Source organism: Klebsiella sp. HMSC16A12, assembly GCF_001808265.1.
In the GTDB taxonomy this organism is placed as follows: Bacteria; Pseudomonadota; Gammaproteobacteria; order Enterobacterales; family Enterobacteriaceae; genus Klebsiella; species Klebsiella pneumoniae.
Genome location: NZ_KV792647.1, coordinates 109,285 through 126,716, shown reverse-complemented (window position 1 = coordinate 126,716; position 17,432 = coordinate 109,285). Strand labels below are relative to the sequence as shown.

Below are 17,432 nucleotides of genomic sequence, written 5' to 3'. Positions count from 1 at the left end.
TCCGTGTTCCGTTCGGTTACTGAAAGCGACGACGCGCATTGGCTTCACGCGCAGCACGCGCGGTTTCCACAGAAACGACCCGGCGACCCACCGGCCAGAGGGCGATGGCGGCGATTTTGAAATTCGCGATCCCCACCGGGATGCCTATGATAGTCAGGCACTGAGCTATACCGCTGAAAATGTGCATCAGGCAGAGCCACCAGCCGAAAAAAATGAACCACAGAATGTTCAGAACGGTACCGCCGGCGTTCAGTAGACCGTTTTTGCGCCCCGGCTCGAGCTCGTCAACATGAATCGCCTCGTTACCGTAGGGAAATAACGAAAGGCGAGTGATTTCCCAGCAGGAACGAGTCAGCGGCAGCGTGACAATCAGAATGATGCTGACCAGGGTGGCGAGTAGCCAGCCTAGAGTGGTGGCGAAACCGCCAAGGATAAAGTTCAAAATATTCAGAATGGTACGCATAAAGCCTCGGTTTTGCCCGGTGGATAATAAGACCTGATGATTGTAACGTTTTTTTGCGCTGGAGCACCTGGTCCGGGGCGGTTAAACTGAAAAACAATCCACCCTGATTGAAAATCGACATTATATGGAACTTAAAGCGACAACATTGGGCAAACGCATGGCTCAGCACCCTTATGATCGGGTGCAGCTACTGAACGCCGGGGTAAAAGTTTCCGGCGATCGTCATGAGTATCTTATCCCTTTCAATCAGTTATTGTCAGTGCATTGTAAGCGCGGTCTGGTCTGGGGCGAACTGGAGTTTGTGCTACCGGACGGGAAAGTCGTGCGTTTGCACGGTACCGAGTGGAGTGAAACGCAGCGCTTTTATCATCATTTACACACACTCTGGCAGCAGTGGAGCACGGAGATGAGCAATATCGCCGCCGGCGTGCTGAAGCAGCAGCTGGCGACGATCGAGCACACTCGCGCAGAAGGCAAGTGGCTAACCCGTCAGCAGGTGGCGGATGTTCAGGATAATATACGCCATGCGTTGACTGGTTTGCCGATGCCCACCAGTCGGCTTGATGCCTTTGATAACTGCCGGGAGCTGTGGCGGGAGTGTCAGCGCTGGTTAGGCGATATTGAAGCGACGCGTCTGGCCCATAACCAGGCCTTTACCGAGGCGATGCTGGAGCAATATCGCGAATTTTTTGATAGCGTTGAGTCGTCCCCGCTCAATGCGTCACAAGCGCGTGCGGTAGTGAACGGCGAGCGCTCCCTGCTGGTGCTGGCGGGAGCGGGCAGCGGTAAAACCTCGGTGCTGGTGGCGCGAGCGGGCTGGCTGCTGGCGCGAGGAGAAGCCGCGGCAGATCAAATTTTGCTGCTGGCATTCGGCCGCCAGGCGGCGCAGGAAATGGATGAACGGATCCGCGAGCGTCTGGCATCAGATGATATTACCGCGCGTACTTTCCATTCGCTGGCGTTGCATATTATTCAGCAGGGCAGCAAAAAAGTGCCCACTATCAGTAAGCTGGAAAGCGATACTGCGGCCCGCCACGCATTGCTGCTGAAAAGCTGGCAAAAGCAGTGCCAGGAGAAAAAAGCGCAGGCGAAAGGTTGGCGCCTGTGGCTGGAAGAAGAGATGGGCTGGCAACTGCCGGAGGGGGACTTCTGGCAGGACAAAAAGGTGCAGCGGCGGATGGCCAGCCGGCTTGACCGCTGGGTGAGCCTGATGCGCATGCACGGCGGCTCCCAGGCGGAGATGATTGCCGGGGCGCCGGAAGCGGTACGCGACCTGTTCAGTAAACGGGTGAAGCTGATGTCGCCTCTGATGAAAGACTGGAAAGCGGCGCTCAAGGCCGAGAATGCGGTCGATTTTTCCGGCCTGATCCATCAGGCGGTCAATATTCTCGATAAAGGCCGCTTCGTCAGCCCATGGAAACACATTCTGGTGGATGAATTTCAAGATATTTCGCCGCAGCGAGCCTCGCTGTTGGCCGCGTTACGCCGGCAGAATAGCCAAACCACGCTCTTTGCCGTCGGGGATGACTGGCAGGCGATCTATCGGTTCAGCGGGGCGCAGCTTTCTCTGACCACCGCATTCAACCACTATTTTGGCGAAGGGGATTGCTGTGCGCTGGATACCACCTATCGCTTTAACGGGCGTATCGGCGAAATAGCCAATGGCTTTATCCAGCAAAATCCGCATCAGTTAAGCAAACCGCTGAACAGCCTTATGGCAGGTGATAAAAAGGCCGTCACGCTGTTAGCCGACGACAAGCTGGACGATCTTCTGGATAAGCTGAGTGGTTACGTTAAGCCCGAGCAGCGCATCCTGCTGCTTGCCCGTTATCACCATCTGAAGCCTGAGGCGCTCAACAAAGCGGCGACGCGCTGGCCGCACCTGCAGCTTGATTTTATGACGATTCATGCCAGCAAAGGTCAGCAGGCTGACTTTGTCATTGTGTTGGGACTGCAGGAGGGGGAGGATGCGTTTCCGGCCCCGGCGCGCGAGTCGATTATGGAGCAGGCGCTCCTGCCGCAGCCGGAAGATTTTCCGGATGCGGAGGAGCGTAGACTGTTGTACGTGGCGCTCACCCGCGCTCGTCACCGGGTATGGCTGTTATTTAACAAGGCGCAACCTTCGCCGTTTGTCGAGATCCTGCAGGCGCTGGATGTGCCCGTGGCCAGGAAGCCGTAATCGCGGCTCGATTATTTCAGGCGCTCGGCAAGATAGCGTGGATAATCCGGGATCAGAATATCGAGCGGTTGACCGAAGTGCGGCGACTGGATAATAAAGTCAGCGGTGGAGACGTTAGTGGCGACCGGAATGTTCCAGACGGTGGCCAGGCGCAGCAACGCTTTGACATCCGGGTCGTGGGGAACGGCGTTCAGCGGATCCCAGAAGAAGATCAGCACGTCGATTTTGCCTTCTGAAATGAGGGCACCCACCTGCTGGTCGCCGCCCATCGGACCGCTCAGCATGGCATTAACCTCCAGGCCGGTAGCCCGGGAGACGAGATTACCGGTAGTGCCGGTAGCATACAAAATATGTTGCGCCAGCAGCGCCTGATGGCGAGCAACCCATTTCATCAGCATATCTTTGCAGTGATCGTGAGCCACCAGCGCGATATGTTTTTGCGCAGGCAGGGTACGTGTTGTCAGTTCCATATTTTCATTCCACATTTTGACCTGCAAACAGATTACTGAATGTGGCTGTCGCTGCAAGCATCGGGGATGAAAATTTTGCTGAATCTGTGGGTTAGGCTGGATGGCCCCCTGCTGCGGATTAGCATACACTTAGGTGAAATAGCAGGAGGAAACCATGAAAGAGAATGATATTGCTGGCATCCTGACCTCGACACGGACGATTGCGCTGGTCGGAGCCAGCGACAAGCCTGACCGTCCGAGCTACCGGGTCATGAAGTATCTGCTGGATCAGGGGTATCACGTTATCCCGGTTTCGCCGAAGGTGGCGGGCAAGACGCTGCTGGGACAACAGGGGTATGCGACGCTCGCCGACGTTCCGGAAAAGGTCGACATGGTTGATGTCTTCCGTAATTCAGAAGCGGCGTGGGGCGTAGCGCAGGAGGCGATAGCCATCGGCGCGAAAACGCTATGGCTGCAGCTGGGGGTGATCAATGAGCAGGCTGCGGTGCTGGCCAGGGAAGCCGGATTGAGCGTAGTGATGGATCGCTGCCCGGCCATTGAACTACCGCGACTAGGGTTGGCGAAATAAAATAAAACCCCGCGTTAGCGGGGTTTTATTTTAGTTGCGAAGGCGCGGCGCCTGCAGCTGCTGACGAATCGTTTTGGCCAGTTCGTCAAGGGACGGCTGTTCCGGGTGTTCGTCGCGGGTTTCGCTGCTCAGCTGCGCTTCTGCCAGATAGGTGTGAATCGGCTGGCCATCATCATCTTCCATCACCACATGGTACCAGGGCGCCGCGCGCAGTTCGTCATTGGCGGCAATTTCATCCTCTTCCGGCTCCGCGAGCGAATACTCGGGATCGACATCGACGATGACGCCCAGGTAGCCCAAGAGCGTATGGCGGACCTGTTGGCCGATACCGAATTTGCTGGCTATCATAGGCACCTCCTGGGAAACATGAATACTCCCTATATGAGGCTCATGTTTCGTTTTTCAAGTTACATGACGCGACAGGCAAACCCCTTCAGATACAGCCCTTCCGGGTAGGTTGCGATCACCGGGTGGTCGGCAGCCTGACGGAACTGTTCTATAAATTGTACATCACGCCCGGCATCAATTGCGGCATCGGCGATGATTTTCTGAAATAAATCGGTGGTCATCAGCCCGGAGCAGGAGAATGTCAGCAGCACGCCGCCGGGGTTCAGCAGCTGGATCGCCAGCATATTGATATCTTTATAGCCGCGGCAGGCGCCCATCAGCTGGCTTTTATTTTCCACGAACTTCGGCGGATCCATCACGATCACGTCGAATTTCTCTCCCTGATCGCGGTATTTACGCAGCAGTTTGAACACGTCGTCGCGCACAAACTCCGCTTTGGACAGATCCAGTCCGTTGATCTCCACGTTCTGGCGGGCAACGTCGAGCGCCTCCTGAGAGGTATCCACGCTGGTGACCTGGCGGCAGCCGCCCATCAGCGCCGACACCGCAAAGCCGCCGGTGTAGGAGAAGCAGTTCAGCACCCGTTTATCCGCGACATAGCGGCGGGTGGCCAGGCGGCTGTCGCGCTGGTCGAGGTAGTAGCCGGTCTTGTGCCCGCCCTGGATATCGACTAACAGCTTCATGCCGTGCTCGGTGATCGGCAGCAGCGCCGGGGGCAGTTCGCCCACCACTGGCCCCTGGGCCAGCTCCAGTCCCTCTTTTTTACGCACGGCGACATCGCTGCGATCGTAAATGGCGCAGTCCGGGAACAGGTTCTGCAGGGCGCTGATGATGGCGGCGCGCTGGTATTCGGCGCCTGCGCTGAGCAGTTGCAGCACGAAAAAGTTGCCAAAGCGGTCGATAGTGACGCCCGGCAGGCCATCGGACTCGCCGGCGATCAGGCGGTAGCTGTCGAGGCCATCGCGCTCGGCCAGCCAGGCACGCCAGGTTTGCGCCTGCTGCAGACGGCGTTCAAAGAAGGCGCTATCGATGGCTTCATTGCGGTCGAAGGTCCACACGCGGGCGCGGATCTGCGACGACGGCGAGTAAGCGCCGCGGGCCAGCCATTTTCCCTGATGGTCAACGATATCGATGGTTTCACCGCTGCGGGCTTTACCTTCCATGCGGGCGACGCCGCCGGAGAATATCCACGGATGGCGACGCAGCAGGGATTTCTCGCGTCCTTTGGCTAACACTAAGCGGGGGAATAGGGAATCTGTCATGGGGCTACCTTTAAGCAACGGGAATGTCGGCACCGAAAAATGGCGCGTAGATTAGCACACCTGGCGCACGCAAGCATCTTTCGCCCGGCAGGCACAGGTGAGCGTTTCGGCACAAAATGCAGGCGCTTCGGCACATTCAGCTGGTGCGGACTCTCATACCCTGTTTTCTCACCCCAACGAGGAGCAGACGATGAAAACAGGTATCCGCATGGCTGTGGCGATGGTAGCGGCTGTGAGCAGCGGCGCGATGGCCGCGCCGTTTAGCGTAAGCAGCAATGATATGCGTGACGGGCAGCCGCTGGCCCAGCAGCACTGGTTTGCCGGTTTCGGCTGTACCGGAGGCAATGTCTCTCCGCAGCTGGCATGGAAAAACGCCCCGGCGGGTACGCGCAGCTTCGCGGTCACCGTCCGGGATCCCGATGCGCCTACCGGCAGCGGCTGGTGGCACTGGACAGTGGTCAATATCGCCAGCAGCGTCTTTTCGCTGCCCGCTGGCGCGGGAGATAAAAACAGCGCTACACTGCCGGGCGGAGCGGTCCAGGGCCGCAACGATTTTGGCTATGCCGGCTTCGGCGGCGCCTGTCCGCCGGCGGGAGATAAACCGCACCGCTATCGCTTTACGGTATGGGCGCTGGATGTCCCCACGCTGCCGGTGGATGCCGGGGCCAGCGGGGCGCTGGTCGGCTATCTGTTACATAGCCATGCTCTCGCCAGCGCACAGTTGACGGCGATGGCCGGGCGTTAAAATAAAAAGTTGGTCTGATGGAGAGTATCCACTTTCAGCATAACGCCTTAACCGCGGCGGAGATCACCACCCGACGGCTATGCAGACTGCATCGCGTGCGGCTGTTCTCCCCGGCGCTCTGTCGGGTGAAACGCGGCAGCAAAGTGATTGTGCAAGGGGAGAGCCGGGTGCTGGCGACTCCGCAACAGCTGATTGTTTTGCCAGCTGACGTGGAACTGGAGGTGATTAACCAGCCGGAGAATGGCCTCTTTTGCTCCGATCTGCTATCGCTGACGCCCGAGCTGCTGACGAGGTTTAAGACTCGTTATCTCAGCGAACCACCGCCAGGGCGCCTGACCTCGCTCTGCGCACCGGTGACGACAGAGCTGGCGTTTATGTGGCAAAGCGTTCTGCAGGCGGTGCGGGAGGGATTGTCCGTCGCGCTGCAGCAGCACCAGACCATGGGACTGCTGCTGGCCCTGTATGAGGCTGGCTATGCGGGCCCGCTGCTCGTCGAGCGGCAGCAGGATCTGTCGGCGCAGGTGCGGCAGCTGATTATGCTGTCGCCGGCGCAGGCATGGAGCGTGTCGCGGGTGGCGAAAATGCTCTTTCTCGGCGAGTCCACGCTGCGCCGTCGGCTGCAGCAGGAATCGCAGAGTTTTCGCCAGATCGTCGAGGAGGTGCGGATGGCCCACGCCCTGGGGCAGCTGCAGACCACCTCGCGGCCAATAGGCGAAATTGCGCAGAACAGCGGATATCAGTCGGGATCGCGCTTTACCGCGCGCTTCCGTCAGCATTATGGTTTACTGCCGAAGCATGTACGCTGAGCGAATTTGCTATCCTCAGCGTATAGCGTGAGCGAAAAGGAGATGATTATGGCCAGTATCTGCACAATGGCATGGGTTTACGGTTCGGTTCAGGGCGTGGGATTTCGCTATTCCACGCAGCGGGAAGCGCTGCAGCTGGGGGTGACCGGTTATGCCCGTAATCTGGATGACGGCGGGGTGGAAGTGCTTGCCTGCGGCGAGGCGGAGCAGGTGGAAAAACTCATCGCCTGGCTGAAAGCCGGGGGGCCGCGCAGCGCGCGGGTTGACCGAGTGTTAACCGAGCCCCATCAACCCACCCGCAGCTGGGACAAATTCGCGATCCTCTATTAGATGCACTTCACCGGCTTCGGCAAGCCGGCGATTTTGGTCGCCTGTTTGGCGGGTCCTTTCGGGAACAGGCGATAGAGATAGCGGCTGTTGCCTTTCTCTTCGCCAAACTTGTTGGCCATCGCCTTGACCAGCATACGGATCGCCGGAGAGGTGTTAAATTCAAGGTAAAACTCGCGCACAAAGCGCACTACTTCCCAGTGTTCAACGGCGAGCGTTATCCCTTCCTGCGCGGCAATGACTTCCGCCATCGCCTCGCTCCACTGGGTGGTATCTTTCAGATAGCCTTCGCTATCCGTTTCAATTTCGTTGCCTTCAAAAATAAACATGATTTTTCACATACCGCCTGAAACTGGCCGCAGTGTAGCAAAAAAAAAGGCCCCGCATAAGCGAGGCCTCTGTTAAGCAGGGGAGCGGTTAGTCCCGGCTGGCGAAGCCCAGGATGCTCAGCAGGCTGACAAAGATGTTGTACAGCGAGACATACAGACTGACCGTCGCGCGGATATAGTTGGTTTCACCGCCGCGGATAATGTTGCTGGTCTCGAACAGGATGGCGCCCGAAGAGATCAGGATGAACACCGCGCTAATCGCCAGGTGCAGCGCCGGCAGCTGCAGGAACAGGTTAGCGACCATACCAATCAGGACGACCACCACGCCGGCCATCAGCATCCCGCCAAGGAATGACATGTCTTTACGCGTCGTCAGCACATAGGCCGAGCAGCAGAAGAAGACCAGCGCCGTGCCGCCCAGCGCCAGGCCGATTAAATCGCCCATGCCGGCAGAAAGATACGCGTTCAGCATCGGCCCAAGGATATAGCCGAGGAACCCGGTGAAGGCGAAGGCGGAAATAATCCCGGTGGGTTTATTCGCCGTTTTGTAGGTCAGGAACATCAGACCGTACATCCCCACGAGGGTCAAAATGAGACCCGGCGAAGGGAGCATCAGCACTGTGCTGGCGGTGGCGGTGATAGCGGAAAACGCCAGCGTCAGGCTGAGCAGGAAGTAGGTGTTACGCAGAACCTTGTGCGTGCTGAGCAGCGAGGAACGGTCACGCGATGATGTAATTATGCGATCCATGAGTCACTCTCTTATGACAGATGTAATTAGGGATAAAGAATAAGAAAAACAAGCGTGAAGCCCTAATGCTTTTACCCATCTTTACTTAGTTTTTACCGCTTTTGCCTGGCATAAAATTCTATATAGATAGGGAAAAGCGATATATTTTCGCTTTTCGCGTCGCTGAGCCGATCGAAATCTTATAGGTCACTGAAAAATATTGCCTTATGGCAGTTCTGCGACTAAGTGTGGAAGAGGGGGATTACCCCGTACGTCAAAGGCAAAGGGAAATGACATTACACAAAAAAAATCACATCACCCGAACACTCCTGGCTGTCAGTATGCTGGCTATGAGCGGCGGGGCGCTGGCGGCGCAGGTGCCGCCGGGCACCCAGCTGGCGGAAAAGCAGGAGCTGGTCAGAAATAACGGCAGTGAACCGGCGTCACTCGATCCGCATAAAGTCGAGAGCGATGTTGAATTCAATATCATTAGCGATCTCTTTGAAGGGCTGGTTAACGTGTCGCCAGCGGGGGCGATCCAGCCGCGACTGGCGGAACGCTGGGAAAACAAAGACAACCTGTTATGGACCTTTCATTTACGCCCCGGTCTGACCTGGTCCGACGGCACTGCCATTACAGCGCAGGATATCGTCTGGAGCTGGCAACGGCTGGTCTCGCCGGCAACAGCCTCCCCCTACGCGAGCTACCCTGGCAATATGCATATCGCCAACGCCCGCGAGATTGCCCTCGGGCAAAAGGGACCCGAGACGTTGGGGGTGAAAGCGCTGAACGACACCACGCTGCAGGTCACTCTGACCCAGCCGAATGCCGCCTTCCTGGCGATGCTGGCGCACCCTTCGCTGGTACCGATCGACAAAGTGCTGGTGGAGCGGTATGCCGATAAATGGACCCGACCAGAGCATATCGTCACCAGCGGCCCGTATAAGCTGTCCCAATGGGTGGTGAATGAGCGGCTGGTGGCTGAACGTAATGCAAAGTACTGGGATAATGCGCATACCGTTATTAATAAAGTGACTTACCTGCCAATCTCTTCGGAGGCCGCCGATGTCAACCGCTACAAAGCAGGGGAGATTGATATTGTCTATACGGTGCCGATCAATCAGTTTGCGCAGTTGCAGAAAACCATGGGCGACCAGCTGGACGTTTCGCCGCAGCTGGCGACCTATTACTACGAATTCAATACTACCCGGCCGCCGTTTAACGACGCCCGTGTGCGTCGCGCGCTGAATATGGCGCTTGATAAAGATATCATTGCCGGAAAAGTGCTTGGCCAGGGCCAGCGCCCGGCCTGGCTGATCGGTCAGCCGGATATCGGCGGCGTGACGCTGCATAACCCGGACTACGCCAGCTGGCCGCGTGAGAAACGGATTGCCGAGGCGAAAAAACTGCTGGCGCAGGCGGGGTATGATGAAAGCCATCCGCTGGTCTTTACCCTGCTCTATAACACCTCTGAGTCGCACCAGCGTATCGCCATTGCCGCCAGCTCTATGTGGAAGAAAAACCTCGGCGTCGAGGCGAAGCTACAGAACCAGGAGTGGAAGACGATGCTGGATACCATGCATACGCATAACTTCGACGCCGTCCGCTACGCGTGGATTGCCGACTACGACGATGCCGCCACCTTCCTCAATACTTTCCGTACCGGTGATAGCGAGAACACCAGTCAGTACAGCAACCCTGCTTACGATGAGGCCCTGCGCAATGCGGCGAAAGCCTCCGACGTGGCGACCCGGGGCAAATACTATCAGCAGGCGGAAGATCTGCTGGCGCAGGATGTTCCCGCCATTCCGGTCTATCACTATGTACGTACTCATCTGGTGAAACCTTGGGTAGGGGGCTTCACGCCGGATAAGCTGGGGTATTACTACACCAAAGACATGTACATTAAAAAACACCCATCCGCCAGCGGCGATGGGCGTTGATTTTCTGTGCAAACTGCCTGAAATTCAGACGAATAACACAAAATTGTTTGTTTTTAAGGCAGTTGATCAAAATGATGCTTTACAGCATCCGCCGAGGTGTTTATAGTGCGCCTCACACCGGAAGTGTGGCCGAGCGGTTGAAGGCACCGGTCTTGAAAACCGGCGACCCGAAAGGGTTCCAGAGTTCGAATCTCTGCGCTTCCGCCATATAAAAGAAGGGGTTACCGAAAGGTAACCCCTTCTTGCTTTGTCCGGTCGGTCGTGCATGACCCGGACAGCGACCGACGACGTTTTCATTCCCACAGCGCTGACGGATATATAGCCCGTCGCATGGCAGGACTTTTCACAACGCCCGCTTATTCTTCGACAATCCGCGCCTTCGGTTTGCTCAGCAGGAGCATGACCAGCGCGACGTAGGGCATCGGCTTCCAGAAATAGTAGCCCTGCAGCAGATGAATATTCTGGCGATTAAGATAATCCCGTTGGGCCTCGGTTTCGACGCCCTCGGCAATGATGCGCAGTGACAGCGTCCGCGCCATCTCTATCACGCAGTCCAGCAGCTTGCTTGCCGGCGCCTCCCCAGTTACCCGGCCGACAAAACTCTGATCGATTTTGATATAGTCGAAAATCAGCTCGTGGAGACAGGAAAGCCCGGAATAGCCGGTGCCAAAGTCGTCCAGCGCGATGGAAAACCCGCGGGAGTGTAACGTATTGAGCTTGTCCACAACCGCCCCGTTGAGCAACAGCGGCTCCTGCTCCGTGATCTCCAGCATCAGCTTCACCGCTTTACCCTCAAAGCCGCGCTGATAGTGCAGGCAGTCATCGATAAACGTCGGCGCGTTAATATGTGACACGCTGATATTCAGGCCAATATGAAACCCATCCGGTAGTTTACTAAAGAGTGGTCTCATCTGCGCGTTGACCTGCGCCATCAGGCTGCGGGTTAGGGGAATAATTAAGCCGGTACGTTCGGCCAGCGGAATAAATTCCGCGGGCGAGCGCGCTGGCGTCGTGCTGTTTTGCCAGCGGGCGAGGTAAATACCTCCTGGTGTGGGTCCGCAGCCAGCGGCTTAACATCGCCATATCTGGCAATCATTTGGTTCTGCACCCAGAGTGCCAGCCCGTTGTCATCGGTATCGCTATATAGCGCATCGCGCAGATGGATGTCGCTGATCGTGACAATCACCCTGATCGGCGCTAAGCGCGTCTGATAGATCAGCACCGGCCGCTTATTGACCATCATTCTGGCCGGGAGCAGTAACAGAGGGTCATCAGGCAAAGACTCAGGGCTAAGTGTCAGGACCCGGTTGCCAGTTAATGACGAACACGCCCGCAAGAAATACCATCAGCGCCAGGGAAAAGGCAATCACTCGCAGCCGGTGGATGAAGAGACGGCGTTGTTTCTTGGCGATCGCACCGTCAGCCAGCCGGCGTGGCAGCCCGGCGCGATGGTGCGACTGACGGTCAGCGGCAAGGCGCGGGTATTTAGCGGCTAATCCCTGAGCAGGCGGCGCCGGCTATCGCCGGTGCCGCACAGAAAGCTAATCAGGCGGAGGATGAAGCCGATAGTATCCGCGCCACTGACCTCGTCGCCATGGAGTGGTAGTACGTTGGAACAATTCCGCGGGGTCAGTCCATCTCACCGCCGTTTTGCCGGTGTGCGCTTTACAAATCCAGCACTAACCGGCCGCCTTTAGCGCGTGAGCAGCAGATCAGCATACTCTGCTGGCTGGCTTTCTCTTCCTCGCTGTAATACTGATCGCGGTGGTCGGCTTCCCCCTCCAGAATCATCGTTTCGCAGGTGCCGCACACCCCTTCTCGGCACAGGCATTCGACCTTTGCCGCTTTGTTATTCTCGATCACCTGCAAAATGGTCATATCCTGCGGCACGGTAAATTCGCGTCCGGAACGCGCCAGCACCAGGGTAAATGCCTCTCCGCTTTTATCCTCAAGGATAAACTGCTCAAAGTGCAACTGTCTGGCGGGCACCTGATGGCGTTCGGCGGCGGCTTTCACCGCCTCGTTAAGCGCCGCTGGGCCGCAGGTATACACGTGGGTTCCTGGCTCGAGGTCGGCGAACAGGCGCGGTAGGTCGAGACGGCTGCCGAGCGCTGATACATGAACATTGACCCGATCGCGCCATGGCGCAGCGCGTAGCGTATCGACGAAAGCATTACTGTCGGCGTCGTGAAAACAGTAATGCAGCTGCCAGTCGGCCTGCCGCTGTTCCAGTTCCGGAATATGCGATAAGAATGGCGTAATGCCGATGCCGCCGGCGATCAGCAGATGTTTTCGCGCCTGTGGTTCGATGGCGAACAGATTGTTGGGCGTGGACACCGTCAGGGTATCGCCCGGGCGCACCCGCTGGTGCATAAAACGCGAGCCGCCTTTGGAAGGCGACTCAAGACGCACCGCAATCTGCCAGCTGGTGGTATCCAGCGGCGAGCTCATCAGCGAATAGGCGTTACTGTAGCGCTGCTCGCCATCCTGCATCTGGACGATAATATGGCTGCCGCCGCTGAATGCCGGCAGCGGGGCGCCGGTCGGCGACACCAGCGTAAAACGCTTCACAAGAGGGGTGATCTGTTCAACATCGCGAACGACCGCCTCAAACATTTGATAATCAGACATCGCTGAACTCCATCAAAAAATCCCGGCGTGGCTAGCGCCATCGCCGGGAGAGCACATTTACAACCCCTGGCAGAGATACTTCATCTCCAGGTAATCTTCGATTCCGTGTTCCGACCCTTCGCGGCCAAGACCGGACTGCTTTACCCCGCCAAACGGTGCGACTTCGTTGGAAATTAGCCCGGTATTGATACCGACCATGCCGTATTCCAGCTGCTCGGAGACGCGCCAGATACGGGCGGCATCGTTGCTGTAAAAATAGGAGGCGAGACCGTAGATGGTGTTATTCGCCTGCTCGATGACCTGCTGCTCATCGTCAAATTTCACCAGCGCCGCCACCGGGCCGAAAATCTCTTCCTGCAGCAGCAGTGACCCCGGCTGTACGTCGCCGATCACCGTAGGGGTGAAGAAATTACCGCCCAGCGGATGCGCTTTACCGCCGGTTAACAGCGTGGCGCCGCGGCTCAGGGCGTCGTCGAGCAGGGACTGCACTTTGCGCCCGGCGTCGGCGTTGATCAGCGGGCCAATCTGGACATCGGACTCGCTGCCATCGCCCACTTTCAGGGCGGCGACACGGGCGACGAACTTATCGCAGAATTGGTCGTAGACGGCGCGATGAATATAGAAGCGGTTGACGCAGACGCAGGTTTGCCCGGCGTTGCGGAACTTGGCGATCAGCGCGCCCTCGACCGCTTTATCGATATCGGCGTCGTCAAAGACGATAAACGGCGCGTTACCGCCGAGCTCTAAAGAGAGCTTTTTGATGGATTCCGCGCACTGGCGCATCAGCACGCGGCCAACTTCGGTCGAACCGGTAAAGGAGAGCTTACGCACCCGCTCATCGCCGGTGAACACCGCGCCAATCTCTCGCGACTGGCCGGTAACGACGTTAATGACGCCCTGCGGGATCCCGGCCTGATTCGCCAGCTCCGCCATCGCCAGCGCGGTAAACGGCGTTTCGTTAGCCGGCTTAATCACCATCGTACAACCCGCGGCCAGCGCCGGGCCGGCCTTCCGGGTGATCATCGCCGCCGGGAAGTTCCACGGGGTGATCGCCGCGCAGACGCCTACCCCCTGGCGGATCACCATCAGGCGTTTATCGGCGCCGGGGGAGGGGATTATCTCGCCGTTGGCGCGTTTCCCTTGTTCGGCAAACCACTCGATAAACGAGGCGGCATAGGCGATTTCGCCTTCCGCTTCCGCCAGCGGCTTGCCCTGCTCGGCGGTCATGATCTGCGCCAGCGCGGTTTTGTTTTCGAGGATCAGGCGGTGCCAGTTTTTCAATAGCGCGGCGCGCTGAGCGGCGGTTAATGCGCGCCAGTTCGGCAGCGCGGCCGCGGCGGCATCCACCGCCTGCTGCGCTTCCGCACGCCCCATATTGGGGATCTGGCCGAGCATCGCGCCGGTGGAGGGATTGCTGACGGCAAGCGTCGTGCCGTCGGCGGCGTCGCGCCAGCTTCCGGCAATCAGCGCCTGCTGGCGAAACAGATTTGAGTGAAATACGGACATGGCTAACTCCTTCAACAATTACGGCTGGAACACCTGGGCGACCAGATTGTGGAAATGCGCGATCCCGTGCTCGGAGATACCGCTGCCGCTGTTATCCGCCATAATGCGCCCCTGGCCGCGATAGCCGCGGGACTTCAGCCCCTTCTGCACGCTTTCCACCAGGCGTAAATCTTCCGGGCGGAACACGTCGCGATACCACTCAATCAGCGCTTTCTGATCGTCAGTCAGCTCTTCGTTGGTGAAATAGATGTCGTAATTCTGCAGAGTGGTCTCTTCATCCACCGGGAATTCATAGATAACGGTCATCATGCCCTTGATCGGCGTGACGTTGAACATGGTGCACGGCCACAGCCAGAAACCGTGAAACGCGGCGTCGGTACCCTCTTCGAATTTAAACGACTGCTCGGACGGTTTGGCGAAGCCATACTGCAGCGTCCATTTGCCGTGCATGGTGTGCCAGTAGCGGTCAACCTGGACGGAATCCGAGAAGCCCGGGTGCGCCGGACCGCAGTGGTAACATTCCAGATAGTTATCGACGATATTTTTCCAGTTCGCCGGGGTGAGGGTGGTAAAGCGCGCCGCCAGTTTCAGATCATGCACGTCCGGACAGGCTTCCAGCACTTTGTCCTGCAGCCCCGGTAGCTGCGTTTCCACACTCTCCGCTTCCGGATTCATATTGATAAACACAAAGCCGGCATACTCTTCCAGGCGAACCGGCACCAGCGTTGCCTTTTCGCTATCGAAATTCGCCACGTTTTCGCAGTTGCGGGCGTGGGCGAGATTGCCGTCCAGCTTGAAGGCCCAGGCGTGATAGGGGCAGGTAATCACGTTTTTGGCTTTGCCCTCGCCGCTCAGTAGCTGGTGGCCGCGGTGCGGGCAGACGTTATAGAAGGCGCGCAGAATGTTGTCGCGGCCGCGGACGATAACGATATTTTCGCCGATGATCTCCCGGGTAATGTAATCGTTCGGCCGGGCGACCTCGCTGCCGTGGGCGACGCAAATCCAGCTATTGGCGAAGATGCGCTCTTTCTCGTGCTCAAACGCCTGGCTGTCGGTATAAAAACGGGCCGGAATGGTCCAGGCATCCTGCGGATTAGCGCAAAAGTTAATCGGCAGGGTGAAGTCAGGGCTCAAATTGCTCATGTAGGGTCTACTTGTGATTATTGTCAGTAAGAGGTTTTACAGCGACTGGCCGTCGCCTTTGAGTACCGCGCCAACCGGCAGCGTCTCGGCTTTAATAATGGGCTCGGGGGTATGGGTTTCTATCTGATGGACCGGAACGTGGGCGTAGTCCTGTTTTAACCAGCGCACGAAGCCGCCGGTTTTAATCAGTAAAATGGCCAGGAACGGTAGGGCGGTCAGCACCACGGTGGTTTTCATGGTCTCAAGCGAAGCGCCGGTAAACAGAATCGACAGCGGGATGAGGGTGATCACCACGCACCAGAACAGGCGCATGCCGCGATCCGGATCCTCGCCTTCGCGCAGGTTGCGGGTACTGGTCGCCGCCATGGTGTAGGCCACCGCATCCATGTGCGAGGCGAGGAATACAATCATCACGAACAGATAGGCGGCGAGGAACAGCTTACCTGCCGGCAGCGACATCAGGACCTGCTGGACGGCGGTTTCGCCGCCGAGAGTCTGCATCACCTGTGGTACGTTAATCACGCCGTTAACGAACTGGTGCATGGCGTAGCTTTCCATCACCCCGAAGAAAAACCAGCAGCCGGCGGTGCTACCGAGGAGCAGTCCCCAGATCACCTCTTTGATTTTGCGCCCGCGGGAGACGCGGGTGACGAACATCGCCACGCCTGGGGTGTAGGAGATCCACCACAGCCAGTAGAAGACGGTCCAGTTGCGGGTAAAGGCGCCGTCGCCGAGCGGGTCGGTAAACAGGTTCATCTGCAGGAAGTTTTGGGTCGTCAGGCCGACGGCGTTAATGACGTTATTGGTGATGAATTCGGTCGGGCCAACCAGTAATACCACCAACGGCAGCAGAAACGCCCCCCAGCCGACCATTTTGCTCAGGCGCTGCAGGCCGTTGTTGATGCCAATCCACGAACTCATGCAGAAAATACCGCCGGAGAGCAGGATCACAAATGCCTGCACGGTGAAGTTATCCGGCAGTCCTGTCAGCGCTGACAGGCCGCGGGTGAAGGTGGCGGCGGTGACTACCAGCGAAATGGTTAACGCGCCGACGGTAGCGATCAGGAACATCAGATCGACCAGACGGCCCCAGAAACCTTGCGGATTAACGCCGGTGATCGCCGAAACGATCCCGGAGAGGCTGAGGCCTTTATTTTTCCGCACGTGGAAGTGATAGGCCATGATCAGCGAGGCGAGGGTATAGGTTGCCCAGGCGCTTACCCCCCAGTGGAAGAAAGAGTAAGGGATGCTGTATTCCAGCGCTTTCGGCGATTGCGGGGCAATGTTCAGGCCCGGGGTCTGGTAGTAATAAGCCCATTCGGCAACGCCCCAGTACAGCGTGGAGGAGCCGAGACCGGCGCAGATAAACATAAACAGCCATGAGAGGGTACTGTATTCGACTTTACCTTCGCCGAGACGGATATTGCCGTATTTGCTGGTGGCCAGATACAACACCAGTCCCAGCGCCAGCAGCACCAGTACCTGTACCGTGGAACCCAGCAGGCGGGTCACGCCGTTAAAAATCGAATCAGCTGCCTGCGCGGTTTGCTGGGGGAAGAGACTTAATGTAGCGGCGATGAAAACAATGGCCGCCAGGCTGATGGCAATCAGCGGCACATCTTTTTTCTTTACGTTGCTCAACATGAGTGATCTCCTGGGCATGATTGCCCGTCGGTGGCTTTAGCCTGTCGTTGTTATCACGCTGTAGGGTCAGGGTTCGTAGCAAGATGCTATTAACAATTGGATTATTTCTTCGTTACATGAATTAAACAATTGGCCGTTTCGTGAAGCAATAAAACACGAAACGGAAATAATAAAAGGTGAATTGGCGCAGGTTCTGTCCTTTCAGGAATTAATAAAGTTCACCGCTGTGATGCGGTTCACTTGTCAATCGTGGGGGATTCTGCATAGCGAAAAGAGAGGGGCGTTGGCGGACCAGGCGCGCGGGTTTTCCCGGGTAGCGGCTGCGCCTTACCCGGGCTACT

The 17,432-nt window shown here is 57.6% G+C and carries 19 protein-coding genes and 1 tRNA gene; 8 read left to right on the top strand and 12 right to left on the bottom strand.

The window, feature by feature from the left end:
* Window positions 1-16 precede the first annotated feature (16 nt).
* Window positions 17-463, bottom strand: coding sequence for a YccF domain-containing protein (locus HMPREF3140_RS24345; RefSeq protein WP_002898425.1), 447 nt, complete (start codon window positions 461-463; stop codon window positions 17-19).
* A gap of 124 nt (window positions 464-587) precedes the next feature.
* On the opposite strand from HMPREF3140_RS24345, the gene helD reads away from it, so the two are divergent.
* A complete protein-coding gene (gene helD / locus HMPREF3140_RS24340) occupies window positions 588-2,642 on the top strand; it encodes a DNA helicase IV (protein ID WP_009485779.1) in 2,055 nt (684 codons plus the stop codon).
* A gap of 11 nt (window positions 2,643-2,653) precedes the next feature.
* On the opposite strand, the gene mgsA is transcribed toward helD, so the two are convergent.
* On the bottom strand, window positions 2,654-3,112 hold the full coding sequence (mgsA, locus tag HMPREF3140_RS24335; RefSeq protein WP_002898432.1) for a methylglyoxal synthase: 459 nt from the start codon (window positions 3,110-3,112) through the stop codon (window positions 2,654-2,656).
* Between the two features lie 154 nt (window positions 3,113-3,266).
* Here mgsA and HMPREF3140_RS24330 point away from each other — a divergent pair, with 154 nt between their 5' ends.
* Window positions 3,267-3,680, top strand: coding sequence for a CoA-binding protein (locus HMPREF3140_RS24330; RefSeq protein ID WP_004144085.1), 414 nt, complete (start codon window positions 3,267-3,269; stop codon window positions 3,678-3,680).
* 30 nt (window positions 3,681-3,710) lie between these two features.
* Here HMPREF3140_RS24330 and hspQ read toward each other — a convergent pair whose 3' ends face one another.
* Window positions 3,711-4,028 (bottom strand): heat shock protein HspQ, encoded by a 318-nt coding sequence (gene hspQ / locus HMPREF3140_RS24325; RefSeq protein ID WP_002898441.1) that lies wholly within the window; start codon window positions 4,026-4,028, stop codon window positions 3,711-3,713.
* A 59-nt stretch (window positions 4,029-4,087) separates the two neighbouring features.
* Window positions 4,088-5,290, bottom strand: a complete 1,203-nt coding sequence (gene rlmI / locus HMPREF3140_RS24320; protein ID WP_004141630.1) for a 23S rRNA (cytosine(1962)-C(5))-methyltransferase RlmI — start codon at window positions 5,288-5,290, stop codon at window positions 4,088-4,090.
* A gap of 190 nt (window positions 5,291-5,480) precedes the next feature.
* Here rlmI and HMPREF3140_RS24315 point away from each other — a divergent pair, with 190 nt between their 5' ends.
* Genes HMPREF3140_RS24315 through yccX form a run of 3 tightly spaced genes read left to right on the top strand, consistent with a single transcriptional unit; the run spans window position 5,481 to window position 7,171 of the window.
* On the top strand, window positions 5,481-6,035 hold the full coding sequence (locus HMPREF3140_RS24315) for a YbhB/YbcL family Raf kinase inhibitor-like protein (RefSeq protein WP_004210995.1): 555 nt from the start codon (window positions 5,481-5,483) through the stop codon (window positions 6,033-6,035).
* A gap of 17 nt (window positions 6,036-6,052) precedes the next feature.
* Window positions 6,053-6,841 (top strand): AraC family transcriptional regulator, encoded by a 789-nt coding sequence (locus HMPREF3140_RS24310; protein ID WP_002898450.1) that lies wholly within the window; start codon window positions 6,053-6,055, stop codon window positions 6,839-6,841.
* Between the two features lie 48 nt (window positions 6,842-6,889).
* A complete protein-coding gene (yccX, locus tag HMPREF3140_RS24305; protein ID WP_004150835.1) occupies window positions 6,890-7,171 on the top strand; it encodes an acylphosphatase in 282 nt (93 codons plus the stop codon).
* Here the strand turns inward: yccX and tusE are convergent.
* Both tusE and yccA read right to left on the bottom strand, forming a co-directional pair.
* The gene (gene tusE / locus HMPREF3140_RS24300) at window positions 7,168-7,497 is read right to left on the bottom strand and encodes a sulfurtransferase TusE (RefSeq protein WP_002898457.1); all 330 of its coding nucleotides are present in this window, start codon (window positions 7,495-7,497) and stop codon (window positions 7,168-7,170) included. The genes yccX and tusE overlap by 4 nt on opposite strands.
* Before the next feature lie 88 nt (window positions 7,498-7,585).
* A complete protein-coding gene (gene yccA, locus HMPREF3140_RS24295) occupies window positions 7,586-8,245 on the bottom strand; it encodes an FtsH protease modulator YccA (RefSeq protein ID WP_002898458.1) in 660 nt (219 codons plus the stop codon).
* A gap of 269 nt (window positions 8,246-8,514) precedes the next feature.
* Here yccA and HMPREF3140_RS24290 point away from each other — a divergent pair, with 269 nt between their 5' ends.
* Together HMPREF3140_RS24290 and HMPREF3140_RS24285 are read left to right on the top strand one after the other, a co-directional pair.
* The gene (locus HMPREF3140_RS24290; RefSeq protein ID WP_004176629.1) at window positions 8,515-10,167 is read left to right on the top strand and encodes an ABC transporter substrate-binding protein; all 1,653 of its coding nucleotides are present in this window, start codon (window positions 8,515-8,517) and stop codon (window positions 10,165-10,167) included.
* Between the two features lie 119 nt (window positions 10,168-10,286).
* Window positions 10,287-10,374: transfer RNA gene (locus tag HMPREF3140_RS24285), tRNA-Ser, on the top strand.
* 149 nt (window positions 10,375-10,523) lie between these two features.
* Here the strand turns inward: HMPREF3140_RS24285 and HMPREF3140_RS29005 are convergent.
* Both HMPREF3140_RS29005 and HMPREF3140_RS29435 read right to left on the bottom strand, forming a co-directional pair.
* Complete coding sequence (locus tag HMPREF3140_RS29005; RefSeq protein ID WP_002898466.1) at window positions 10,524-11,144, bottom strand: EAL domain-containing protein; 621 nt, start codon at window positions 11,142-11,144, stop codon at window positions 10,524-10,526.
* A complete protein-coding gene (locus tag HMPREF3140_RS29435; RefSeq protein ID WP_004176625.1) occupies window positions 11,123-11,410 on the bottom strand; it encodes a hypothetical protein in 288 nt (95 codons plus the stop codon). Before HMPREF3140_RS29435 ends, HMPREF3140_RS29005 begins: the two co-directional genes overlap by 22 nt.
* Before the next feature lie 64 nt (window positions 11,411-11,474).
* Between HMPREF3140_RS29435 and HMPREF3140_RS24270 the strand changes: the two genes are divergently transcribed.
* On the top strand, window positions 11,475-11,663 hold the full coding sequence (locus HMPREF3140_RS24270; RefSeq protein ID WP_004176624.1) for a hypothetical protein: 189 nt from the start codon (window positions 11,475-11,477) through the stop codon (window positions 11,661-11,663).
* Window positions 11,664-11,832: 169 nt separating this feature from the next.
* Here the strand turns inward: HMPREF3140_RS24270 and HMPREF3140_RS24265 are convergent, their stop codons facing one another.
* Genes HMPREF3140_RS24265 through HMPREF3140_RS24250 form a run of 4 tightly spaced genes read right to left on the bottom strand, consistent with a single transcriptional unit; the run spans window position 11,833 to window position 17,091 of the window.
* A complete protein-coding gene (locus HMPREF3140_RS24265; RefSeq protein WP_004183612.1) occupies window positions 11,833-12,798 on the bottom strand; it encodes a PDR/VanB family oxidoreductase in 966 nt (321 codons plus the stop codon).
* 57 nt (window positions 12,799-12,855) lie between these two features.
* Window positions 12,856-14,304, bottom strand: a complete 1,449-nt coding sequence (locus HMPREF3140_RS24260) for an NAD-dependent succinate-semialdehyde dehydrogenase (protein WP_032411215.1) — start codon at window positions 14,302-14,304, stop codon at window positions 12,856-12,858.
* Between the two features lie 18 nt (window positions 14,305-14,322).
* Window positions 14,323-15,447, bottom strand: coding sequence for a carnitine monooxygenase, oxygenase subunit YeaW (gene yeaW, locus HMPREF3140_RS24255; RefSeq protein ID WP_002898571.1), 1,125 nt, complete (start codon window positions 15,445-15,447; stop codon window positions 14,323-14,325).
* Between the two features lie 36 nt (window positions 15,448-15,483).
* Window positions 15,484-17,091, bottom strand: coding sequence for a BCCT family transporter (locus HMPREF3140_RS24250; protein ID WP_070553143.1), 1,608 nt, complete (start codon window positions 17,089-17,091; stop codon window positions 15,484-15,486).
* Window positions 17,092-17,432: the final 341 nt, after the last annotated feature.